The sequence below is a fragment of the Grimontia sp. NTOU-MAR1 genome (assembly GCF_035758505.1).
In the GTDB taxonomy this organism is placed as follows: domain Bacteria; phylum Pseudomonadota; class Gammaproteobacteria; order Enterobacterales; family Vibrionaceae; genus Enterovibrio; species Enterovibrio marinus.
Map to the genome: position 1 here is coordinate 73,166 of NZ_CP142109.1, position 19,248 is coordinate 92,413.

Below are 19,248 nucleotides of genomic sequence, written 5' to 3' on the forward strand. Positions count from 1 at the left end.
CACGGCTTACTTCTTCCCTGCATTTGGAAAATCTATGTTGTCGATATCTACGACCTGCCAAGGACGGTTCTTGTTTCTGAAGATGCCTTTATTCTGCTTGGGGTAATCCGCTTCATCATGGTCGAGACGCTGACCAACCATAATGCAGCGAAGGGTTTCGTTACCTGTGTTAGTCATAATGTGTGGCAGTCCGCCAGCAGGATAGCCAATGAAATCTCCCTCGCCCACTTCGAAGTCTTCATCATCAATAGTGACAGCTGCCGTGCCGGAAAGAATGTAGACACACTCATCTTCAAAGTAATGGACATGATATTCGGTCGATTCGAACCCTAGCTCAATCTCGACTGCATGAAAACCCAGTCCAGTCAGGCCAACTGCATCGCCAAGTGCTTTTCCGGTTCGCACCGCTTTTGGGTTCAGGAAATGGGTTTTGGTTACCCCTTCCATAGATTCGATATCGTGTTTTTTAACGATGTATAGGCTCATTGCTTCTCCCCTTTTTTCTCCAACAAGGCACAGCGTTTAAGGAGAGAATCAATGTGAGAAAATAGTGATGAAATAGAAATGAGATCACTGTCTCGCAAAGAACAAAAAGAAAACCGCTGACTTCACAGCGGTTTCTCTAATTTAAGCCTAATTTTGTTCGTTTAGTGAAAGCGGGGAAACAGTGTGTCATCCAATTCCAACCTCTCACCTTGTAGAGAGACCGGATTCATTACATCATCGATGCGCGGGTCAGACAGCATCCGCTCCATTCCTGCATCTCTAGCCTCTCTCGAAGGCCAGATAATCCAAGAGAAAAGGACAACAGATGGACTATCTTCAACATCGGATACGGCAAGTTTCCGCGAAGATTCCTGTTCATTACAGTGAACCACATTGATTGCCCCATAGGTGCGCATCAAGGGTACGGCGTCCTGAACCAGACGCTTGTAGGCTTCTTTGTTTGCGACAGGTAAGGCCGTCACCAATCCATCAACATATAGCATGATCTACAACCTCCGCCGATTCAGTTCCACTCCAATAGCACCCCTGAAAACGGCTTTATGATCAAGCCACTGACTTCCTATTTAGTTTTATCTTATTGAATTTATTTGACTATACCCAAATAACCTGAAGATGCAGGATTCAGCGAGTTTGACTGGCGTTGTGATCGGGCGTTCCTTTGTAGGTGTAGTCACCTCCATCAAAAAGGAACAACAAAGAGCACGACGTCAGTCAACTCGCCCGAAGGGAGGCCCTCAATACGCCCACTGCATCGTTAAATTCCGCGGAAATAGAACGAAACTATTCCTCGTGAAATTTGCCTCGAATTGAACGCATTGATGACCCCTGAATGCGAGCATCTTCAGGTTGTTTGGGTATAAAGGTAAGCACATCACCAATCGTTTTATGCATTTACCTTTTTCGTCTTTGCTTTAGAAATAATAACCTTCTGAACTTGCCAGTCATCGACTCATAAGTGAGACATGCAAAAAGTTTCTTATTTGTATTTGATATTGGAAGGAAAAATTATTTTCTTTGGAGACGTAGATTTTAGGCTTTGAAACTTTAAAGTTAGGTAACCGCAAGAGGTGTAAAGTACTCACTTGATTGCCTCAGCTTCAGTCTAAATAGCTATTCGTTGGCTGCCAGCCATTTTCTCAGCAGACCCGCTAATTGTACCTGTTCTTCTTCGGACAGCACGGTAAGGATCTGGCGTTCATTCTCAACATGCTGCTCGATGGCTTTGTCGATCAGAGATTTACCTTCTTCCGTCAAGGTGACTAAACAACTTCTTCTGTCGGTTTCGCTTGCTTGTCTAATCACCAAACCCTGTTTTACTAAGCCATCTACCCGTGTGCTCATCGCGCCGGAAGAGAGCATCAAGGTTTGATAAAGATCTGTCGGTGTAACAGGTTTCCCCGCGCGGCGCAGGGAAGCCAGAATGTCGAACTCGATATTACTGAGTCCGTTTTGCTTAAATACTTCATCCAACTTCGGGGTAATGATTTGTTTCGCCCTCCCGAGGCGACCAATCACCCCCATCGGCGAGCAGTCTAATTCCGGTCTTTGTACCGCCCACTGGGCGATAATGGTATCGACATGATCGTCTTTCATTGCGTCTTTCACTTCAGCAGTCCATTTCTCTTTTTCAAAAGATACTTGATCAAAAGAGGTAAAGTGAATAATTTGTCTTTTATAAAAGATACTTTTTGAAAAAACTTTGACTGGAGACACACGTGGCAAACTACCTGTTAGCTGCACTTGTTCCCATTTTGTGGGGAAGCACATACTCAGCCGTCAGCCTTTTCTTGCATGACCTCTCCCCTTTCTGGGTGGCAGTATGGCGTGCTTTGCCTGCAGGTTTATTGCTTCTTTTGTTGAAACCGGGCCGCCCGCCGCTCGCTTGGTCAAAAATGACTTTGCTCAGCGTATTCAATATCGCCGCTTTCTTCCCACTGCTGTTTATCGCCGCTTACCGCCTCCCCGGCTCTGTCGCAGGAACCTTGGGGGCAACACTGCCGCTTCAACTGATGTTGATGCAATGGCTAGTGGAAGGAAAACGCCCTCAGCTAAAGATGCTTGTTCTCGCAATGCTAGGTTTTGCAGGTATTGTGATGATCCTAAACCCGAGTGCTGAAATCGACCCAATTGGCGCAGCGGCAGCACTGACAGCAACGGCATTGGTCGCCAGAGCATCTCTGTGGCTGAAAGACTGGCCTGTTACAGATATTTTCCGCCTGACTGCCTGGCAATTAACGTTAGGCGGTTTGTTATTGATACCTTTGGCATTCATTGTGGAAGGAGCTCCAAAGCCCATTACCACCCACGAACTGCCAGGTCTGGTTTGGGTTAGCCTGCTTAACAGTTCGTTCGCTTACTGGGCTTTCTCGCGTTCTATTAAGAAAATTGGCGCAGACAGTATGGCAATGATCAGCATGCTTAATCCCGTGGCTGCCGTCACACTGGGGATCTTTTTAGTGGGTGAGGTATTGGGGTCATACCAATGGCTTGGTATTGCCATGGTCATGATGAGCCTGATGCTGATGATTTACAGCAAACAAAGGGCGCAACGAACACTAACGTTAAAGCCCTCCCTGTAATCAAGTTATCAAAGCCCCTAGAGAAAAGGGGCTTTGTTGTTTTCACTTATTTTTAAGACAAAACTCCGGCAGACATGCAGAAAAAGTTGAAGCAAATCTAATATTTACTCTCAAGGAGATGCATATCTCCTGGTTAATTCTTTGGATGAAAACACCAAAAAAAATATATAATTTAAAATAATCAATACAATTCACATACCGATTCAGACTTAAATACCAAATACCTCCTTAAAAATCACACCTTTTCGCTATTTAGCACAACTTGAACAGCACCTAAAGCCAATGCTAAATGTTCTTTCACTCGAAGGAATGGAGGAAGACATCATGGAAATTCGTATCGACGATCTGAGCGGCTCGGAAATCAATGGACTCCTCCAGGAACACCTCAATAACATGCACGAAATCAGCCCACCGGAAAGCGTTCACGCGCTCGACCTCAGCGCGCTGAAATCACCAGATGTCACGCTGTGGAGCGTGTGGATTGAAGACGAACTTGCTGGTTGTGGTGCGCTGAAGAAAATCGGCCCGTCGCACGGTGAAATCAAATCCATGCGCACATCACAAAATCACCTGAGAAAAGGTGTCGCTGCGAACTTGCTCGCACATATTCTCCAAGAATCACGTAGGCGTCAGTATACGCGTCTAAGTTTAGAGACAGGTACTGAACCAGAATTTCAGCCAGCGCATCGTCTTTACGAGCGTTTCGGCTTCGAAGCTTGCTCGCCTTTCGGAGAGTATATTGAAGATCCAAACAGCGTCTTCTATACCCGAACACTGCAACAGTTCAGTCCTGCCTAACGTTAAGGACAACGTAGATTCAGGGTTTATGGACAAAAGAATAGAACTTATTGATTACCACCCACGCTACACAGAACAAACTATTTCTATGTGGCGTTCCAGCAAAGAGAGAGCCTTGGGAATTCCCGAGGCTCATGATCTTGAAGCACACCGCTATTATCTCAACCGCATCCTTACTGCGAGTAACCGTGTTTATCTCGCCTTAGAAAAACGCTCCGAGCGCGTACTGGGCATGATTGCCTTTGACCAGAATTTCATTACCCAGCTTTATGTTGATTGTGATTACCAGAATCAGGGGATTGGCAGTGTCCTTGTGGACTTAGCAAAAGAGACCACCAGCCAGAACCTTCAACTGTATACCTTTGAAATGAATGCCCCGGCCCGTCGGTTCTGGAAGAAGCACGGTTTTGAAGAAAAGCAGGTTGGTCAACATAACAATGAAGAAGGCTTGGTCGATGTGCTTTGTGAATGGCAGCGCGAGGACGAGTATCCGGAACTCAGGTACGCCTTTAGCTAATCTGTCGCGATCTGCTTGCCAGTTGACGATATCCACCTACTGAAAAACATCAAACTCATCTAACCTGAGTGGACAATACATCAATTAGGTGAGTTTTCTTTATGGATATGTCTCTCCTCTTGGGTACGCTCGACGAAACCCAACGGAGCGAAAGATTGTTTCAGGGAGAGTTACTACTTTTCCAGAAACAAGAAGCTATCTCCCCCCTACTTAGTCAAGCCCGCGATATCATTAACCATCATTTTGCCGTCTCTGACCCTGAGTTGGCATATCTCACCCTAACTCCTGAGCAATACCTCGAACGCGCTAACGCTGCGCAGGAAGCGTTTAAACAGAGTCAGGCTGTTAAAGACAGCATTAGCGCTTTATTGCAAGCTTGTGGCGTCAACTTGGATGATAACTACATTGACCAGCGAGTGCTTCGTATTGTGCCTTGTCTTGAATCGTTCGATAAAGGTAACAACGCCAGTCTCCGTCACCACCGAGACACATGGGGCGCAAACATCTATTGTCAGCAAAACTGGTGGTTGCCGGTTTTCCAACTCGAGACAGCAAGGGGAATCGCTTTTTATCCAGAGTACTGGGATAAGCCCGTTGCCAATACCACAGACACCTGGTCATTTTCTGCCTTCTTACAGGCAAGAAAAGCCAACCCTACAAACATAAAAGTCCCTTATCCCAGCTCCCCTCAAGCTACCGAAATGGTGGACGAAAGTATGCGATTCTGTCCTGTGATTCAGCCCGGAGAGATACTTTGTTTCTCATCGGCGCATCTCCACGCCAGCCGAATTAACCGGACGAACAAAATCCGCTTCAGTGTCGAATGGAGAACAATCAACAAAAAAGACATTCTTGCACACCGTAGTGCTCCAAACGTCGACAACGCAGGAGTAGTACCAATGTATCAATGGTTTAAGCGAATAAGTAATGGAGAGACGTTGCGAGTTTAACGCACTTCTAATTTGAGAAACGGAGGGTGTGATGCAACATAGGCTCCTACGCGCAGATCTTACTCTCAGGACACAAAACTCCAACAAAGCGGGCAATAAACCAATAAGGCAACCACATGATATTTCATGAAATTGACGCACATCATTCATCAATATCTTTTATCGTCACGAACGACAAATTGACTTGTCGCTTGCTTCGCAAAGCTGTAACTTTCGCGCTCTTTGACGCGGTGCTTAGCAAGTGGATGATTAAAGTGCGCCGCTGGAGTCCAGTACGTTGAACAGTCTCCCTATCCGGGCCTTCAACGATGACGATAGTCTTGATTATTCAATCAGTTCTTACAAATGTGAGCGGCACGTTCCCGCAGAGCAACTATCGTTTACTTGAGTTAGTGTCAACGACTGATGCGCTCACTCCATTCGTACGAAAATCACTACCTGGGGCATTGACAGCAATGACTGACAAAAACACCGCTCGACCAGCAGTCGAGGGCGATAACCAAGCTATTTCTAATGACCGATTGCTTGTTGGCTGGCGTGAATGGGTTGCCTTACCAGATCTAGGTATCTCTGCGATTAAAGCGAAAGTAGACACTGGTGCACGTACTTCGTGCCTGCACACTTTCGGTATCGAAGAATATGAAAAAGACAACGAGAAGTGGGTGAAGTTTATGATCCACCCAATTCAAGACGACAGCGCGACCGAGAAAGAGTGTCACGCAAAAGTTAAAGACATGCGTTCTGTACGTGACTCTGGTGGTCACGAAACGCTGCGATACGTAATTGAAACTACCCTGCTTGTTGGCAATCTGTCATACCCGATTGAGATGACACTGACTGCTCGTGACAACATGGTGTTTAGAATGCTGCTGGGTCGCACGGCGATGGAAAACCGACTGATTGTCGACCCGGTTAAATCTTTCCTCGTTCAGGCGCCACAAGGTTAAAAATATGAAAATTGGAATTCTATCTAGAAACGAAAACCTCTATTCCACTCGCCGCCTGATCGAGGCGTGTGAGCAACGCGGCCACGAATACAAAATTATTGATGCGCTGCGTTGTTACATGAACATCAACTCGACCCAGCCTTCTATTCACCTTAAGGGTGAAGATCTGATTGGCTTCGATGCGGTTATTCCTCGTATCGGTGCGTCGGTGACTTTCTACGGCTGCGCGGTTCTGCGTCAGTTCGAGATGATGGGTGTTTACACGTTGAACGATTCCGTGGCGATTTCACGCTCACGTGACAAACTTCGTTCACTGCAACTGCTGTCTCGTAAAAATATTGGTATGCCAATCACAGGTTTCGCGAGCAAACCGGGCGATATTAAAGACCTTCTGGGCATGGTTGGTGGCACCCCTGTGGTGATCAAACTGCTGGAAGGTACTCAGGGTATCGGTGTAGTACTGGCAGAAACCCGTAAAGCGGCAGAGAGTGTTATCGAAGCCTTTATGGGCCTGAAAGCCAACATCATGGTTCAGGAATACATCAAAGAAGCGGGCGGCGCAGATATTCGCTGTTTCGTTATCGGCGACAAAGTGATCGCAGCGATGAAACGTCAGGCTTTGCCAGGCGAGTTCCGCTCGAACCTTCACCGTGGTGGCAGCGCGTCACTGGTACGTATTACTCCTGATGAACGTAAGACGGCGGTTGCTGCTGCGAAGGCAATGGGTCTTCATGTAGCAGGCGTTGATTTGCTGCGCTCTGAGCGCGGACCATTGGTGATGGAGGTGAACTCTTCACCGGGTCTTGAAGGGATCGAGACTGCTACAGGTAAAGACGTGGCAGGCCTGATCATTGAACATATAGAGAAAATAGTCTCTTCTCCGAGGACAAGGACACGTGCCAAAAGCAAATAACAAAAATAATGCATTCGAAATCGGCGGGATGACCATCCCGCCTGGTCAACGCGCAAGTGTTGAGTTTGAAGTTGCTAAGCTTTACACACACTCTCCACTGTCTGTGACAGCGGAAGTTATTCATGGTAAGAAGCCCGGCCCTGTTTTGATGATAAACGCGGCCATCCATGGTGATGAGCTAAATGGCGTTGAAGTCGTCCGCCAAATCCTGGATCGTTTGAACCCTGCCACCCTGAAGGGCACGGTGATCGCGATCCCTGTGGTTAACGTGTTCGGCTTCATTCATAAATCACGTTACCTTCCAGACCGTCGTGACCTGAACCGCTGCTTCCCTGGCTCTGAGCGAGGCTCGATTGCAGGTCGTATGGCGTATCAGATTTTCGAACAAATCGTTCGTCGCTGTACCCATATTCTTGATCTGCACACAGCAGCTATCTACCGCACTAACTTACCTCAGATCCGTGCGAATCTGTCGAACGAAGAAACCTACGACATGGCGCTGGCTTTCGGTACCCCAGTGGTTATCGATGCTGCCCTTCGCGAAGGCTCTCTGCGTTCTGAAGCTGAAAAGATTGGGATTCCAGTACTGACTTATGAAGCGGGTGAAGCGCTGCGGTTTGAGCCATATGCGATCACTGCGGGCGTGAAAGGCGTTAAGCGTGTCATGCAGCACCTTGGCATGATCCGCAGGAGCAGCAAACGTAAAACCCAGGTTGAGCCGGTCATTGCCCGAGCAACCCGTTGGGTTCGTGCAGAAGCTGACGGCATCCTGCGTTCTCACGTTCAACTTGGTCAACGTGTTAGCAAAGGCCAGTCTCTGGCTTCAATCAGTGCTCCAACCGGTAGCGAAGAGATCCAAATCTACGCGCCAGCCGGCGGTATTATCATCGGCCAACAAACGCTGCCGCTGGTGAACGAAGGAGATGCGATCTATCACATCGCTTACTTCGAAGAGCCGGACAAACTGGTTGAGCAGCAAGTTGAAAACTACCTTGATGAGGTGGTGGACGACTCAAGTAACGAAATCAAATGGGGGATTGGCGTGCAATAAGCCCGTTAACTCCCTGTAAGAAAGGAGCGCTAGTCGCTCCTTTCTTATAATTTTATCAAAAAGTTAGAATCAGATTTTTATTACTAAATCAGTACCCCTACCCATTACTGATGAAACGAATGCCATTCATTACACCCCCCAAATGAGAAACTAAACACATTATTAGCATGTTGCCTCTGTTACCAGCGTAGGTGGCGTAAACAAAGGGTCGGAATTTGCTGATGTCGTTCGCGGTGCATTTAGTCGGCCGCTGCGCGACTCACCTTGGCATAGTCATTCGCAGCAACTACCGCATGAACCATTTAGACGAGGTGAATCAGTTGTTTGGCCTTCACAGTTAGTTTGAAACTGATCCCGTTACTGTCTATCGCCAACATGCCAACCGCTTAAAGCGGCAAGGGTTGTAATAGATAAGGGGAGTCATTGTGAGTATCCGGTTCACGACTTATAACATCGCTATCGTTATCATTGTGGGTTTGCTGTTTTTGGCTATGTTCTATTTTTATCCGGGCAACAGTGAAGAAACCGCTAATCGCCAAGCCCCCTCTCATGAAGGGACGGAAGTTGATCTATCGTCTGACCGCGACACGTTTGAGTACTTTCTTTCCACACTGGGCGAGCACGATTTCGCCCAAGTCACCCAAGACTATGAAAACTTCGCTAACACCCTGAGCTTCGGCGAAAAGCAAAAAGTCCTGTTTGAGCAATATCAGGCTTATCGTCAATCTCTGACTCATGTATCACTACCACACGGCATGGCTGGGCTAGACTATCTCAACTTTATCAACGAAAAAATGCAAAAACTGCAATCAGAACACTTCTCCGATTCAGAGCGAAAACGCTTTTTCTATGTGGAAAACCTTGCCCGTGAAATGACCATTAAACGCATGCAGTTGGAAGCATTGGGTTTTGACAGAAATGCAATGAATACCCAATGGCAGGCAGAATTGGATCTGTTGCCACCTGACATGAAAGAGAGTTATCAAAACGCGGCGTTACTGGGTGAAATCAATACACTTTCATCTCTGGAAGAAAGTGATAAATACCAACGGCTTAATGAGTTGGTTGGAGAGGAAGCGACATCACGTCTGCAAGCATTTGAACAGGAAGAAGCCAAATTCGATAACCAGTTTCAAAAGTACCTGGCCGAAAGGCAAAACCTGATACAAGAAAGCCACCTGTCAGATACCGAACGTCAGGAAGCGTTAGGTGCGTTGAGAGAGTCTTACTTTACCAACGCAGAACGCCGCCGCGCCGAAGCTCTCGAGCGCATCCACGACGACGAATCACCGGGTGCCAATGCGATTTAATGGGCTTGCCTCAAGTCATTATCTGGCCTGCGAACCCCACTTCAATACAGGCCACTGATACTCACCGGCTTTTTTGAATAGCTGACTACAAGGATTTACCACGTAAACTTCATCGGCAAACAGGCACATAGGTAAGTCATTGATCGAGTCAGAATAGAAACTGACATGGTCAAAGTCATTGTCAAGGGTCGCAATCCATTGAGTCAATCGGTGAACCTTGCCTTCCCTGAAGGAAGGAATGCCCTCGGTGATTGGCCGGTAACGCCCTTCCTCGACTAACAAATCCAAGCCCATTGACACTTCAACACCCATCTCCTTTGCAATGGGACGAACCAGAAAAGCCAACGATGCAGAAATAATGATGATGGTTGTCCCTTCAGCGCGAAGCTCCTCAAACCTCTCCTTGGCTTCGGGGAAAATATATTCGAGCATTCTTTCCTGTACAAAGCGTTTTGCAAGCGCGTCCACATCGGCTTTAGAAGATAGCAGGAGGGGGGAAAGGCTGTACTTTAGATAATCATCCAATGCCAAAGTACCGACACAATAGGCATCCATATACTCTTGGTCTTTTTGCAGAAAATCAGGATCAGACACCATGCCCAAGTCGATAAGGTATTGGTGCCATCGAGACATTGAATCGCCTTCTACCAAGGTTTCATCCAAATCGAACACCGCAAGATGTGAAGCCATAGTTATCTCCCTGAAATTCTGACTGATATCACCTGAACTACTATACCCAAACAACCTAAAACAGGGGAAGTAAGTACTAAGGTCTGTTGACCCTAATGAAAGTAAAACTCCGGCGCCAATAGGGAAACTCGGGGCCGAATTGTGGTACCAAACCTTCGTTGGAAGGCTTTTTGGGCTGCTTCGTATTCATCCACCACTTCCAGGGCGACAATCTGGTCAAACTCATCGATATAAAGTCTCAGATTGCCAATGTAGATGGCTTTGTCATCCGCACGTATCAGAAACTTCATTATTTCCGGTAGCAGCAAAGGAATGTAAACAAGCTCGTCATCTTCTTCAAAGGCACGCTCTAAACCTAACAAGCGCATAGTTTGACGCGGCACAGCAAAATAGAAGGCATCATCCCAGTCTGCCAGCAGACCTAAACGCTCGCCTGTTTCTCCCGCTTCCGCAGAAAGCCACAAAAGAGCTCGCTCATCGGCGAAAGGCTCAAAAGTATCAGTCTCTTGCTTAAGATCCTGCCCAATCACGGTGGGGATAATAGATATTTTCCCCAACACCATGACCTCATCATCTTTGATCTGAGAAAAATCTATCCACGTATCTGACCTAGTGTTATCGGACGCGCAACCAGAGAGCAGAAATAGCGGCAACACCAGCCATGCCATGCCTCGAAGCCGCATGGTACAAGCCAGCATCGGTGATAGCAGCGTTAAAGTGCGTTGTTCTAAAGCCATGGTTCAACATTAGTACACACACCAAAACGCCGCCTAATCGGTGAGATGAAATTAATTTCTTGAACTTGCGGTCAATGACTCCATCAACACGGACTTTCTCTATGTTGGTGACTGTATTAACCAAGATTAAGGTAAAGAGTATGCTTAACTGGGATTCTTTGATTACCACAGCCAAAAATGGCAACCCTGTTCCACCCCGCCGGGTTGAAAAATCGGAGGTAGAGTGGCAGGCCGAGCTAAGCCAAGAGCAGTTTTACGTGACCCGTAAACACGGCACCGAACGCCCTTTCAGCTCGGAAATGTGTGGGCTGTTTGAACCTGGCGTTTATGCTTGCGTCTGCTGCGGCGAACGCTTGTTCAATGCAAACGAAAAGTTCGACTCCGGCACTGGCTGGCCTTCCTTTACCGCACCACTGGAAGAAAACGTTGTCGCTTACAACATGGATATTTCCCATGGAATGACACGTGTCGAAGTAACCTGTAATGTGTGCGATGCACACCTTGGACATGTGTTCCCCGATGGTCCGTTACCTACCCGTCTCCGCTACTGTATAAACGCCATGGCACTAGCTAAAGAAAAGATGTAACAGAGTAGCAACAGTCGATTCAGGGCGCCCCTCCTGGACGCCCTTTTGACATGTCAACCATACTGGGAGTCTATGTATAACTTCCACGACAATAGAAGTTCCAAGTCAAAAAAATCCTCACGAATCAAAGTGTTTTTCTGTAAATCACACAACAACAGTCCAATAATTCCTATACTTAGTCGAATTTATTGCACTGCCCATTCAATTGGCGAATGCGGTATTGCGGGCCAACTCGACACCGGAGTAGTCACTTCATGGCACGAGGTTCCACGGCGTGGTCAGCAGTCGTAACACTGATTTTCTTTCTGGCATCTTTTGCTGGGACGACGCCGTTTAATCTTCACAACGCCAATATCGCTCAGGTCAGCATTGCCTCTGGTGTCGGAATGATAGGTTGCCTTTACGGGGGCATTCGCACCCTCTTTTCTCTCATCTTTGCTTCCACAATGGCCTTCGGGTTAGCAATTTACAACTGGGACCCAACCGCATCGCTTGTTCCTGCTCTTATCACCGGCGCAGTCATGCCTCTTGCTTGCTACCTCTCTGCACAGGTTTGGAAAAACCTTTTTAGTCACAGTGGGGTAAGGTTCGAAACCCTCAAACACTATGTGTTACAGATCTGTATACTGCCTGGCTTCCTTTTATCCTTGGTGACGGCTTCAGACTCACTTTATGGCGGCTATACCGGAGAGGGTGGGTACTTTTACGACCTCTATGAACTCACGTCCACGTATGCCTTGGGCATTCTGCTGGTCGCACCTTTTTATCAACTATGGAGACTGGAAGAGGATCCCTTTCGTCAATTCTCCCGCAACGCCATTTTGAGCATTATCCTCTACCTTACGCTAACTATTCTCGCCTTTGTTGGCGGTGCACCGGGGTTGATTTTCGTCGCGCCTGTTATCCCTGTCATCCTTGCATTCAAAGGCGAGGAGCTTGCCTCTCTTGCCGCCTTATTTGGTATGGGTATCATTGTAACCATGATTGCTCCATACAATTTAGGCCCCTTTAATTTACCCAACAAAGTGGAGGGCCACGCATCTCTCCTCACCTATGTTTTGATGAGTGTGATTACCCCGCTCGCCATTGGGCTCCATGTCCGACGCTTGAATGTGGTTTCACGCTCGAGGGACAAATGGCAATCTAAAGCGCGAACAGACCAGCTGACAGGATTGCCAAACCGCTATGCCTTTTTCCCGGAGCTCACCAAGCAATTTGAGCATGCATCCAAGGGAGGCAAGAAACTGGTGGTGGCCATGATTGATGTTGACCATTTCAAGATGGTCAACGATACCTACGGCCATGCAGCTGGTGATGTAGTATTGATGGATATCGCCTTGATGATGCAGGAAGAAATGAGGGATTCAGATTTATTGGCTCGGGTTGGTGGCGAGGAGTTTGCCATTCTGTTTCCCGGCGCGAATGAAGCACAAGCCTTAAAAGCACTAGAACGCCTACGGATACGCTGCGAATCCCACATATCGCGATATCAGGAGGTTGAGCTCAGCGTTACCATCAGTATCGGCGCTGCTGTGTTTAAGGCATCCGAGACAAAAGACGCCTTACTCGGCCGGGCAGACAGCCTACTCTATCAAGCTAAAGAAGACGGCAGAAACCGCACCATCATTTCCTAATAAATACTTCCTTAGCGGTCAGCAATACCCCCACACGTTAACAGGGCTGGATTCATCAATGCTTCCAGCTTTGCCCGCGATAAATCGGTTTCTTCCTCAGCAACATCTATGATGGGGCGATTTTCCACATACGCTTTCTTCGCAATCTCCGCCGCTTTGGCATAACCAATCACGGGGTTTAATGCGGTGACCAGAATCGGGTTTTTCGCCAGTGCTGCTTCGACGACCTTTTCTCGCACTTTAAAGCTGGAAATCGCATTTACCGCCAGCATAGTCAAGCCGTTTGAAAGCAAATTAATGCTCTCCAACAATTTGTCGGCCACCAACGGCAACATGACATTGAGCTCAAAATTACCAGACTGTCCAGCAAGGCCAAGCGTGGCATCATTACCCATCACCTGTGCAGCTACCATGGCGGTTGACTCTGGGACTACCGGGTTCACTTTCCCCGGCATAATTGACGAGCCAGGTTGCAACCCTTCAAGCTCAATCTCCCCTAACCCTGCCAAGGGACCTGAGTTCATCCAGCGTAAGTCATTACTCACTTTCATCAGTGCAACAGCGAGATTCCGAAGCTGACCGGAAAGCGCGACCACAGCATCCAGACTGCCCATCGCATTGAAAGGATGAGGGTTGGCTTCAAAGCTCACACCTGTGAGTGCTGACACTTCTGTGGCAAACAAAGCGGCAAATTGTGGATGGGCGTTTACCCCTGTCCCTACGGCTGTCCCACCCTGCGCCAATTTCTTCATCCCTTTCAGGCTAAAAACAATGCCTTCGTAGCAACTTTCGAATTGACGATGCCAAGCCTCCAGTTCTTGTCCAAATGTCACGGGCATCGCATCCATTAAGTGTGTCCGCCCGGTTTTCACAATGTGACCAATCTCCTCTTCTTTGGTATTGATAGCCTCTAACAACACTGTGATGGCAGGCAGTAACCGGCTTTCTATTTCTACAACAGAGCTGATCTGAATCGCGGAGGGAATGGAATCGTTGCTACTCTGGCTCATATTGACATGATCGTGCGCCCCAACGGCAACGCCGCACTTTATAGCCGCCAACGTCGCAATTACCTCATTCATATTCATGTTGGAGCTGGTGCCAGAGCCTGTCTGATAAATATCGACTGGGAAGTGATGGAGATGATCGCCTGCGATCACTTCGTCACAGCTTTCGGTAATGGCTTGAGCGATCTGCGGATCGAGTAAACCCAGACTACTGTTAACGCTTGCCGCACAGTACTTCACCATCGCCAACGCGCGGATGAATGGCACAGGCATAGTGCGTCCACTCACGGAGAAATTGTTTACGGCACGTTGAGTCTGAGCCTGATAAAGTGCGTGTTGCGGCACTTCCACCACACCCATACTATCCCGCTCTGTGCGGGTATCATTTTTCTTCATTGCGGTATCCCTGCAGGCAGCCTCTCCCACTTCCAGTATGACTGCTAAATGGAAATCTACTGTCTCACTGATTCTTACTGACGAGGGAAACTCCTGTGAAAGACACATTATTTCGCTTAACATACGCCGTAATTTCGACTCCGATGCAAGGCGTATAACCATGAATGATGACGATATACTGACCAGTGAAAACCTGATTGAGATCGTTGAAAACCAGTTAACAGACAACAACCCAAAAAAAGTGAAGGAAACGCTGATGCGCCTTCGCATGACGGGTTCGACTCAGGAAGAGGCGCTGGAGTACATTGCCTGTGCACTGATGGTTGAGATTTATGATGTCGCAAAAGGTGAAGGCGAGTTTAATCTCAAGCGCTACGAGGAACATCTGGATATGTTGCCAGAAATGCCTTGGCAGGATGATCTGGAAGACTAATTTCTTTTCGCAGAGCACATCGCACGAAAAAAGCGCCCTCTGGCGCTTTTATCTTTTGGGGCGTTACAAAAATAATTGTTATACCTGCTCCATGGGCGCCGAAATCGCAATGAAGTCATTCAGCCAGTACAACAAGAATAGGTGGCAGACTATAACCACTGCGGTTAACATCGCACGCATCATGGTATACCAGAAGGGATAAATACCCTTGAACATCAGCACCACTTCAAGAATGAACAATACCGCAAAGGAAACAATCAACAGGTAGAAGGAATATGGCATTGGCATGAGCAATGCTGCGACCGCTACCAGAGAAAATACAATTCCTACTGTTAAACCATTATTAGGTTTGTCTGACCTTGCCCCACTGATCGTCATGCCCCACACCGCACCCGAGAGAAACGCCAGAATCATCGCACTGTAGCTGTTGAAGGCATACACCAAACCTTGCTGCCAGGCGTCTGGCCAGAGTGGAAGTAGAATACCGAAAGCGATAAACGGGATCAGTCCCAATGCACCGTATATCAACGCTGTTTTCTTCATAATTGGCTCACTATTTCTATCTCATGCTTCCCGCTCCACATCATGAGGGGTAAACCGATCAGTCTTGAAGCAAAGGATGGTTGTCAGGAAGCTGTTTATGAATCCAGAGCACTAGCTTGTGCTTCATGTTAGGACCATCCTCTTTGTCTGTTGCCAGAGGGGTCAAGACTTTGTCTTCTACTAACAACCTGTAGATACACTCTATTTTCACTTTATTGGATGTCCCTTCATCGAAGGTCGCAAAACCACGTTTTGCTGCATATTGCTCACCAATCTGAAGCGCCTTTTTTAGCAATTGTGCCTCATGCTTTATTTTTTTCATGGTGTTACCCCAGTTGTTGTTTTCGCCAGCATAGCAGAGCAGAAAGAAACTCGATGTGACCATATCCAAGAGAAAGCCAATAAAGTCATGACTATTCAAAGCACTGATGTCAAAATATAGGCCCCTCCGATAAGCATAATAGACATACCATGGATGCACGATCTCAAGACTATCTCAACACATTTCTAGCCACTCTTTCCCCAGAAAAACGGGCCAGCTACACCAGCTTTACTGCGGACTATTTCTGCGCTGACGAATATAACGCCAATGTCTGTGCGCAACTGATTAAAAAAGGCGAAAAAAGAGCAAGTTGCAGTATGGAGCTTTGGTACAGTCAAGAAGGAGAAGAGCATCCTCAGGTTGGACATTTGCATGTGGTCACCGACTGGCATGGCGACCCTCACTGCATTATCGAAATCACCGATGTATCACATTGCCCGTTTAACAAAGTGACTCCTGAGTTCGCGGCATCAGAAGGTGAAGGGGACAAAAGCTATGAATGGTGGCGCAAAGCCCACTGGAACTTTTTCAGCAAAGAATGCGAAGAACTGGGCGTAGAAATGAAAGAGGATATGCTTTTGGTACTTGAGAGGTTTGAGGTGGTTTATGACGCTGAGCAAAACTGTCCGGTACAACCCACTATTGGTAAACCGTCTGGTTGCGGCCATTCCCTTTAGCTTCATACAAGCGATCGTCTGCGATTTTGATTTGCTGATCCAGATTACCTTCAATATTTGATACACCGATACTAATGGTCACTTGTATGGTCTGTTCTTGGTGCGGAATTGGCGTTCTTTCCACGCGCTGGCGCATCTTTTCAAGGCAAGTAACAAAGTCTTCATAACTTCCATCAGCTTTGATACAAAACTCTTCTCCTCCAAAGCGTGCAACAACATCATTCGGGAAGTAGATTTTAAGGATGTTCGCCACCATCACAATGGTCGCATCGCCCACATCATGCCCGTAGTTGTCATTTACCTTTTTAAAGAAGTCGATATCCAACATAGCAATGTTCCGCTTTCTCTCGGCACCGCCACAGGCATCGCCGAACAAAAAGCGACGGTTCCACAGGCCGGTAAGCGCATCCTGGTTCGCCATACGAAACAATTCAGTGCTGGCCTCTTTCATCTCCAGAATTTGGTGAACCCGGCAATAGAACTCTTCCTGATTAAAGGGCTTATTCAGAAAATCATTAGCACCGGCTTTCAAGAAACGGGCAGATATCGTATTGGCATCACTGCCGGAGATACCAAGAATCGCTAGTTGGTTCTTATCTATCTTCTGGCGCAATTCATGAATCATGGTAATACCGTCTTTCACCGGCATATCGTGATCTGTCAGCACAAGCGTGATGTCAGGATTTTTTTCAATTATCTCTATGGCTTCCTGACCGTTTTCTGCCTGTAATGTTCGGATATATTGATGTTCTAGCAGTTGTACAACGTGGCGACGAACTGTCTTAGAGTCGTCCACCACCAAGCATTTATGGTATTGGTTGTTGGTTAGGCGTTTAATAAGCGGTAGAAGATAAGAAACTGATACCATGCTGTCTTTCAGGATATAATCAAGTACCCCTTTAGCTAACATTTTCTCGCGTATATCTTCTTGGAACATCGCCGTCAGAACGATCACTTTTTCTTTTTGACGCAACAATAAATCGATGATTTCACCGTCCTGCGCATCCGGCAGACAGAAGTCTAATACTGCACACAGCAACTCCGGCTTTGAAGATAAAATGTGCTCAGCCTCTTCATAGCTAGCCGCCAGAAGTACTTCATAGTCCGCTTGCGTTAAAATTTGGTTCAAGTAATTTCGGAAAGCGCGGCTGTCTTCCACCACCAAGATTTTCTTGCTCAAGGGTTAACCCTTAATTTCCTCATGTTAACTTATTTATACAATAGCTAACTATTTATACATTGTTATCAAATTTTGTTACTACGTTGATATAGATCTCTTATCTAAACCTCTCTTCATCATCGTTAAAAATATAATCAATTAATTGCACTTCGTTTTATTTTATATCACATAAATAGATGATAAGGTTACATAAAACAATAATTTAACACCAATTCTAGATTGGATTAGTGATTTAGGTGACAGATTCAGCTCTCCAAACCTACAATTTGAAGAGCACTTTAATACCGTAAAAAAATCTGATTTAGCAGTATTAAATACGAGACTTTTTGTATTGATTTCTTACATCGAAAAGCGGAGGAACATCCAATATTTATGTTTATATGAATGGACAATTCATTTATTCAAAAGTGATAATAACTGGCTAATAACAAAATCGTTGAAAGCCCCTGATAAGTATACCCATTTAAAGTTAGAGGATGTTGGTATGACACTCGGTCTTACCATGATTATATTTCTGGCGTGTATCGTGTTACTGGCGATAGGTGTAGTTTTTTCCCGTAAGCCTATCAAGAGTAGCTGTTGCAATTCTTCTGAGCTTGATAAAGACAAATCTTTCTGTGCCGCCACTTCATCTGAGACCAAAGACTAAAATCAGCAAAAAGGTGAATAACCTGACAACCCTTGTTCCGTTAGAAGCACGCTAATAAACCTATCGCGCTCAGCAGTAATTTTGATATCTCCACTTTCAGGAACTTCACTGACAAGTATTCGCAGACCATTCACACTTAATGCTATTACCGCAATATCGTTCAATAACTTACTCTGATGCTTTGCTAACTTATTCTTTATTGGAAAGGAGAAAGTAATGAACAGTCTAATTCTGGCAATGACCACCTTTGCCTTTGTAGGCGCAGTAACGCCCGGCCCGGTTAACATTCTCGCCACCAGCACCGCTATAACCCAAGGACTTAAAGAAGCCATTAAGCAAGTTATAGCCGCTTCATTAGCGTATGCCTTAGTGGTGATTCTATGTGGTGGTGTGATGCAAAGTTTGCTCGCGTTAATACCTTCGTTGGAAACCACCATGCAGATCCTAGGCAGCGCATTTCTTTTGTATCTTGCCTACAAAATTTTCACTGCACCTATTTCTTCCATCGAGAGAAACGGCCAGACACAATCAGGTTGGTGGACGGGTTCCATCGCCCAGCTCCTCAATCCAAAAGCGTGGTTATATGCCCTGTCCGGCGTTAGCATTTATGTGGTGGGTCGTGAGAACGAAGTGTATTGGCTGAGCATGTTTACCTTCGTTTCGTTGCTGGCATGCTTGATTAGCATCGGCCTCTGGGCGGTACTTGGACATATTTTATCCAATAACCTTGAAAACCCTGATCACCAACGCAAGTTTAATAGAGTGATGGCGATTGTCTTAGCATTGTCTGTCGCTGCTATATGGACTTAGTTAGGGAACGA

Annotated in this window: 23 protein-coding genes and 1 pseudogene; 15 read left to right on the plus strand and 9 right to left on the minus strand. The window is 46.6% G+C overall.

Features of this window, described 5'->3' with window-relative positions; genetic code table 11:
* Window positions 1-6 precede the first annotated feature (6 nt).
* The 3 genes from VP504_RS18270 to VP504_RS18280 all read right to left on the minus strand — a co-directional run bounded on the left by VP504_RS18270 (window position 7) and on the right by VP504_RS18280 (window position 2,100).
* Complete coding sequence (locus VP504_RS18270; protein ID WP_325894858.1) at window positions 7-486, minus strand: cupin domain-containing protein; 480 nt, start codon at window positions 484-486, stop codon at window positions 7-9.
* 161 nt (window positions 487-647) lie between these two features.
* The gene (locus tag VP504_RS18275) at window positions 648-989 is read right to left on the minus strand and encodes a DUF1428 domain-containing protein (protein ID WP_325894859.1); all 342 of its coding nucleotides are present in this window, start codon (window positions 987-989) and stop codon (window positions 648-650) included.
* Between the two features lie 628 nt (window positions 990-1,617).
* Window positions 1,618-2,100, minus strand: a complete 483-nt coding sequence (locus VP504_RS18280; RefSeq protein WP_325895444.1) for a MarR family winged helix-turn-helix transcriptional regulator — start codon at window positions 2,098-2,100, stop codon at window positions 1,618-1,620.
* A gap of 122 nt (window positions 2,101-2,222) precedes the next feature.
* Here VP504_RS18280 and VP504_RS18285 point away from each other — a divergent pair, with 122 nt between their 5' ends.
* The 9 genes and pseudogenes from VP504_RS18285 to VP504_RS18325 all read left to right on the plus strand — a co-directional run bounded on the left by VP504_RS18285 (window position 2,223) and on the right by VP504_RS18325 (window position 9,572).
* On the plus strand, window positions 2,223-3,086 hold the full coding sequence (locus VP504_RS18285) for a DMT family transporter (protein WP_325894860.1): 864 nt from the start codon (window positions 2,223-2,225) through the stop codon (window positions 3,084-3,086).
* Between the two features lie 324 nt (window positions 3,087-3,410).
* Entirely contained in the window at window positions 3,411-3,884 is a 474-nt protein-coding gene (locus VP504_RS18290) for a GNAT family N-acetyltransferase (protein WP_325894861.1), read from the plus strand.
* A 28-nt stretch (window positions 3,885-3,912) separates the two neighbouring features.
* Window positions 3,913-4,401, plus strand: coding sequence for a GNAT family N-acetyltransferase (locus VP504_RS18295; RefSeq protein WP_325894862.1), 489 nt, complete (start codon window positions 3,913-3,915; stop codon window positions 4,399-4,401).
* Window positions 4,402-4,502: 101 nt separating this feature from the next.
* A complete protein-coding gene (locus tag VP504_RS18300) occupies window positions 4,503-5,351 on the plus strand; it encodes a hypothetical protein (protein ID WP_325894863.1) in 849 nt (282 codons plus the stop codon).
* A 455-nt stretch (window positions 5,352-5,806) separates the two neighbouring features.
* Window positions 5,807-6,298 carry an ATP-dependent zinc protease family protein gene (locus VP504_RS18305; RefSeq protein WP_325894864.1) on the plus strand — a complete coding sequence of 164 codons (492 nt, stop codon included), beginning with the start codon at window positions 5,807-5,809 and terminating at the stop codon, window positions 6,296-6,298.
* Between the two features lie 4 nt (window positions 6,299-6,302).
* Window positions 6,303-7,211 (plus strand): 30S ribosomal protein S6--L-glutamate ligase, encoded by a 909-nt coding sequence (rimK, locus tag VP504_RS18310; RefSeq protein ID WP_325894865.1) that lies wholly within the window; start codon window positions 6,303-6,305, stop codon window positions 7,209-7,211.
* Window positions 7,212-7,239: 28 nt separating this feature from the next.
* Window positions 7,240-8,262, plus strand: coding sequence for a succinylglutamate desuccinylase/aspartoacylase family protein (locus VP504_RS18315; protein ID WP_442788939.1), 1,023 nt, complete (start codon window positions 7,240-7,242; stop codon window positions 8,260-8,262).
* 239 nt (window positions 8,263-8,501) lie between these two features.
* A pseudogene (locus VP504_RS18320) lies at window positions 8,502-8,669 on the plus strand (lipase); the annotation flags it as partial.
* 18 nt (window positions 8,670-8,687) lie between these two features.
* Window positions 8,688-9,572, plus strand: a complete 885-nt coding sequence (locus VP504_RS18325) for a lipase secretion chaperone (RefSeq protein ID WP_325894867.1) — start codon at window positions 8,688-8,690, stop codon at window positions 9,570-9,572.
* Between the two features lie 18 nt (window positions 9,573-9,590).
* Here VP504_RS18325 and VP504_RS18330 read toward each other — a convergent pair whose 3' ends face one another.
* Together VP504_RS18330 and VP504_RS18335 are read right to left on the minus strand one after the other, a co-directional pair.
* Window positions 9,591-10,262: an HAD family hydrolase gene (locus VP504_RS18330; protein WP_325894868.1), complete on the minus strand. Its 672-nt coding sequence runs from the start codon at window positions 10,260-10,262 to the stop codon at window positions 9,591-9,593.
* Window positions 10,263-10,354: 92 nt separating this feature from the next.
* Window positions 10,355-10,999, minus strand: a complete 645-nt coding sequence (locus VP504_RS18335) for a hypothetical protein (RefSeq protein WP_325894869.1) — start codon at window positions 10,997-10,999, stop codon at window positions 10,355-10,357.
* A gap of 140 nt (window positions 11,000-11,139) precedes the next feature.
* Here VP504_RS18335 and msrB point away from each other — a divergent pair, with 140 nt between their 5' ends.
* Together msrB and VP504_RS18345 are read left to right on the plus strand one after the other, a co-directional pair.
* Complete coding sequence (gene msrB, locus VP504_RS18340) at window positions 11,140-11,586, plus strand: peptide-methionine (R)-S-oxide reductase MsrB (RefSeq protein WP_062713882.1); 447 nt, start codon at window positions 11,140-11,142, stop codon at window positions 11,584-11,586.
* A 254-nt stretch (window positions 11,587-11,840) separates the two neighbouring features.
* Window positions 11,841-13,220 (plus strand): GGDEF domain-containing protein, encoded by a 1,380-nt coding sequence (locus VP504_RS18345; RefSeq protein ID WP_325894870.1) that lies wholly within the window; start codon window positions 11,841-11,843, stop codon window positions 13,218-13,220.
* Between the two features lie 11 nt (window positions 13,221-13,231).
* Here the strand turns inward: VP504_RS18345 and VP504_RS18350 are convergent, their stop codons facing one another.
* Entirely contained in the window at window positions 13,232-14,623 is a 1,392-nt protein-coding gene (locus tag VP504_RS18350; protein ID WP_325894871.1) for a class II fumarate hydratase, read from the minus strand.
* A 160-nt stretch (window positions 14,624-14,783) separates the two neighbouring features.
* Between VP504_RS18350 and VP504_RS18355 the strand changes: the two genes are divergently transcribed.
* A complete protein-coding gene (locus tag VP504_RS18355; RefSeq protein WP_062713853.1) occupies window positions 14,784-15,056 on the plus strand; it encodes a hypothetical protein in 273 nt (90 codons plus the stop codon).
* A gap of 78 nt (window positions 15,057-15,134) precedes the next feature.
* On the opposite strand, the gene VP504_RS18360 is transcribed toward VP504_RS18355, so the two are convergent.
* Window positions 15,135-15,599: a DUF3429 domain-containing protein gene (locus tag VP504_RS18360; RefSeq protein WP_325894872.1), complete on the minus strand. Its 465-nt coding sequence runs from the start codon at window positions 15,597-15,599 to the stop codon at window positions 15,135-15,137.
* Window positions 15,600-15,657: 58 nt separating this feature from the next.
* Window positions 15,658-15,921: a DUF5062 family protein gene (locus tag VP504_RS18365; protein ID WP_062713884.1), complete on the minus strand. Its 264-nt coding sequence runs from the start codon at window positions 15,919-15,921 to the stop codon at window positions 15,658-15,660.
* A gap of 149 nt (window positions 15,922-16,070) precedes the next feature.
* Between VP504_RS18365 and VP504_RS18370 the strand changes: the two genes are divergently transcribed.
* A complete protein-coding gene (locus VP504_RS18370; protein ID WP_325894873.1) occupies window positions 16,071-16,598 on the plus strand; it encodes an ASCH domain-containing protein in 528 nt (175 codons plus the stop codon).
* On the opposite strand, the gene VP504_RS18375 is transcribed toward VP504_RS18370, so the two are convergent.
* On the minus strand, window positions 16,561-17,778 hold the full coding sequence (locus VP504_RS18375; protein WP_325894874.1) for a diguanylate cyclase: 1,218 nt from the start codon (window positions 17,776-17,778) through the stop codon (window positions 16,561-16,563). The two genes, VP504_RS18370 and VP504_RS18375, sit on opposite strands and share 38 nt — an antisense overlap.
* A gap of 484 nt (window positions 17,779-18,262) precedes the next feature.
* Between VP504_RS18375 and VP504_RS18380 the strand changes: the two genes are divergently transcribed.
* Both VP504_RS18380 and VP504_RS18385 read left to right on the plus strand, forming a co-directional pair.
* On the plus strand, window positions 18,263-18,427 hold the full coding sequence (locus VP504_RS18380) for a hypothetical protein (RefSeq protein WP_325894875.1): 165 nt from the start codon (window positions 18,263-18,265) through the stop codon (window positions 18,425-18,427).
* A gap of 216 nt (window positions 18,428-18,643) precedes the next feature.
* The gene (locus tag VP504_RS18385; protein ID WP_325894876.1) at window positions 18,644-19,237 is read left to right on the plus strand and encodes a LysE family translocator; all 594 of its coding nucleotides are present in this window, start codon (window positions 18,644-18,646) and stop codon (window positions 19,235-19,237) included.
* Window positions 19,238-19,248 lie beyond the last annotated feature (11 nt).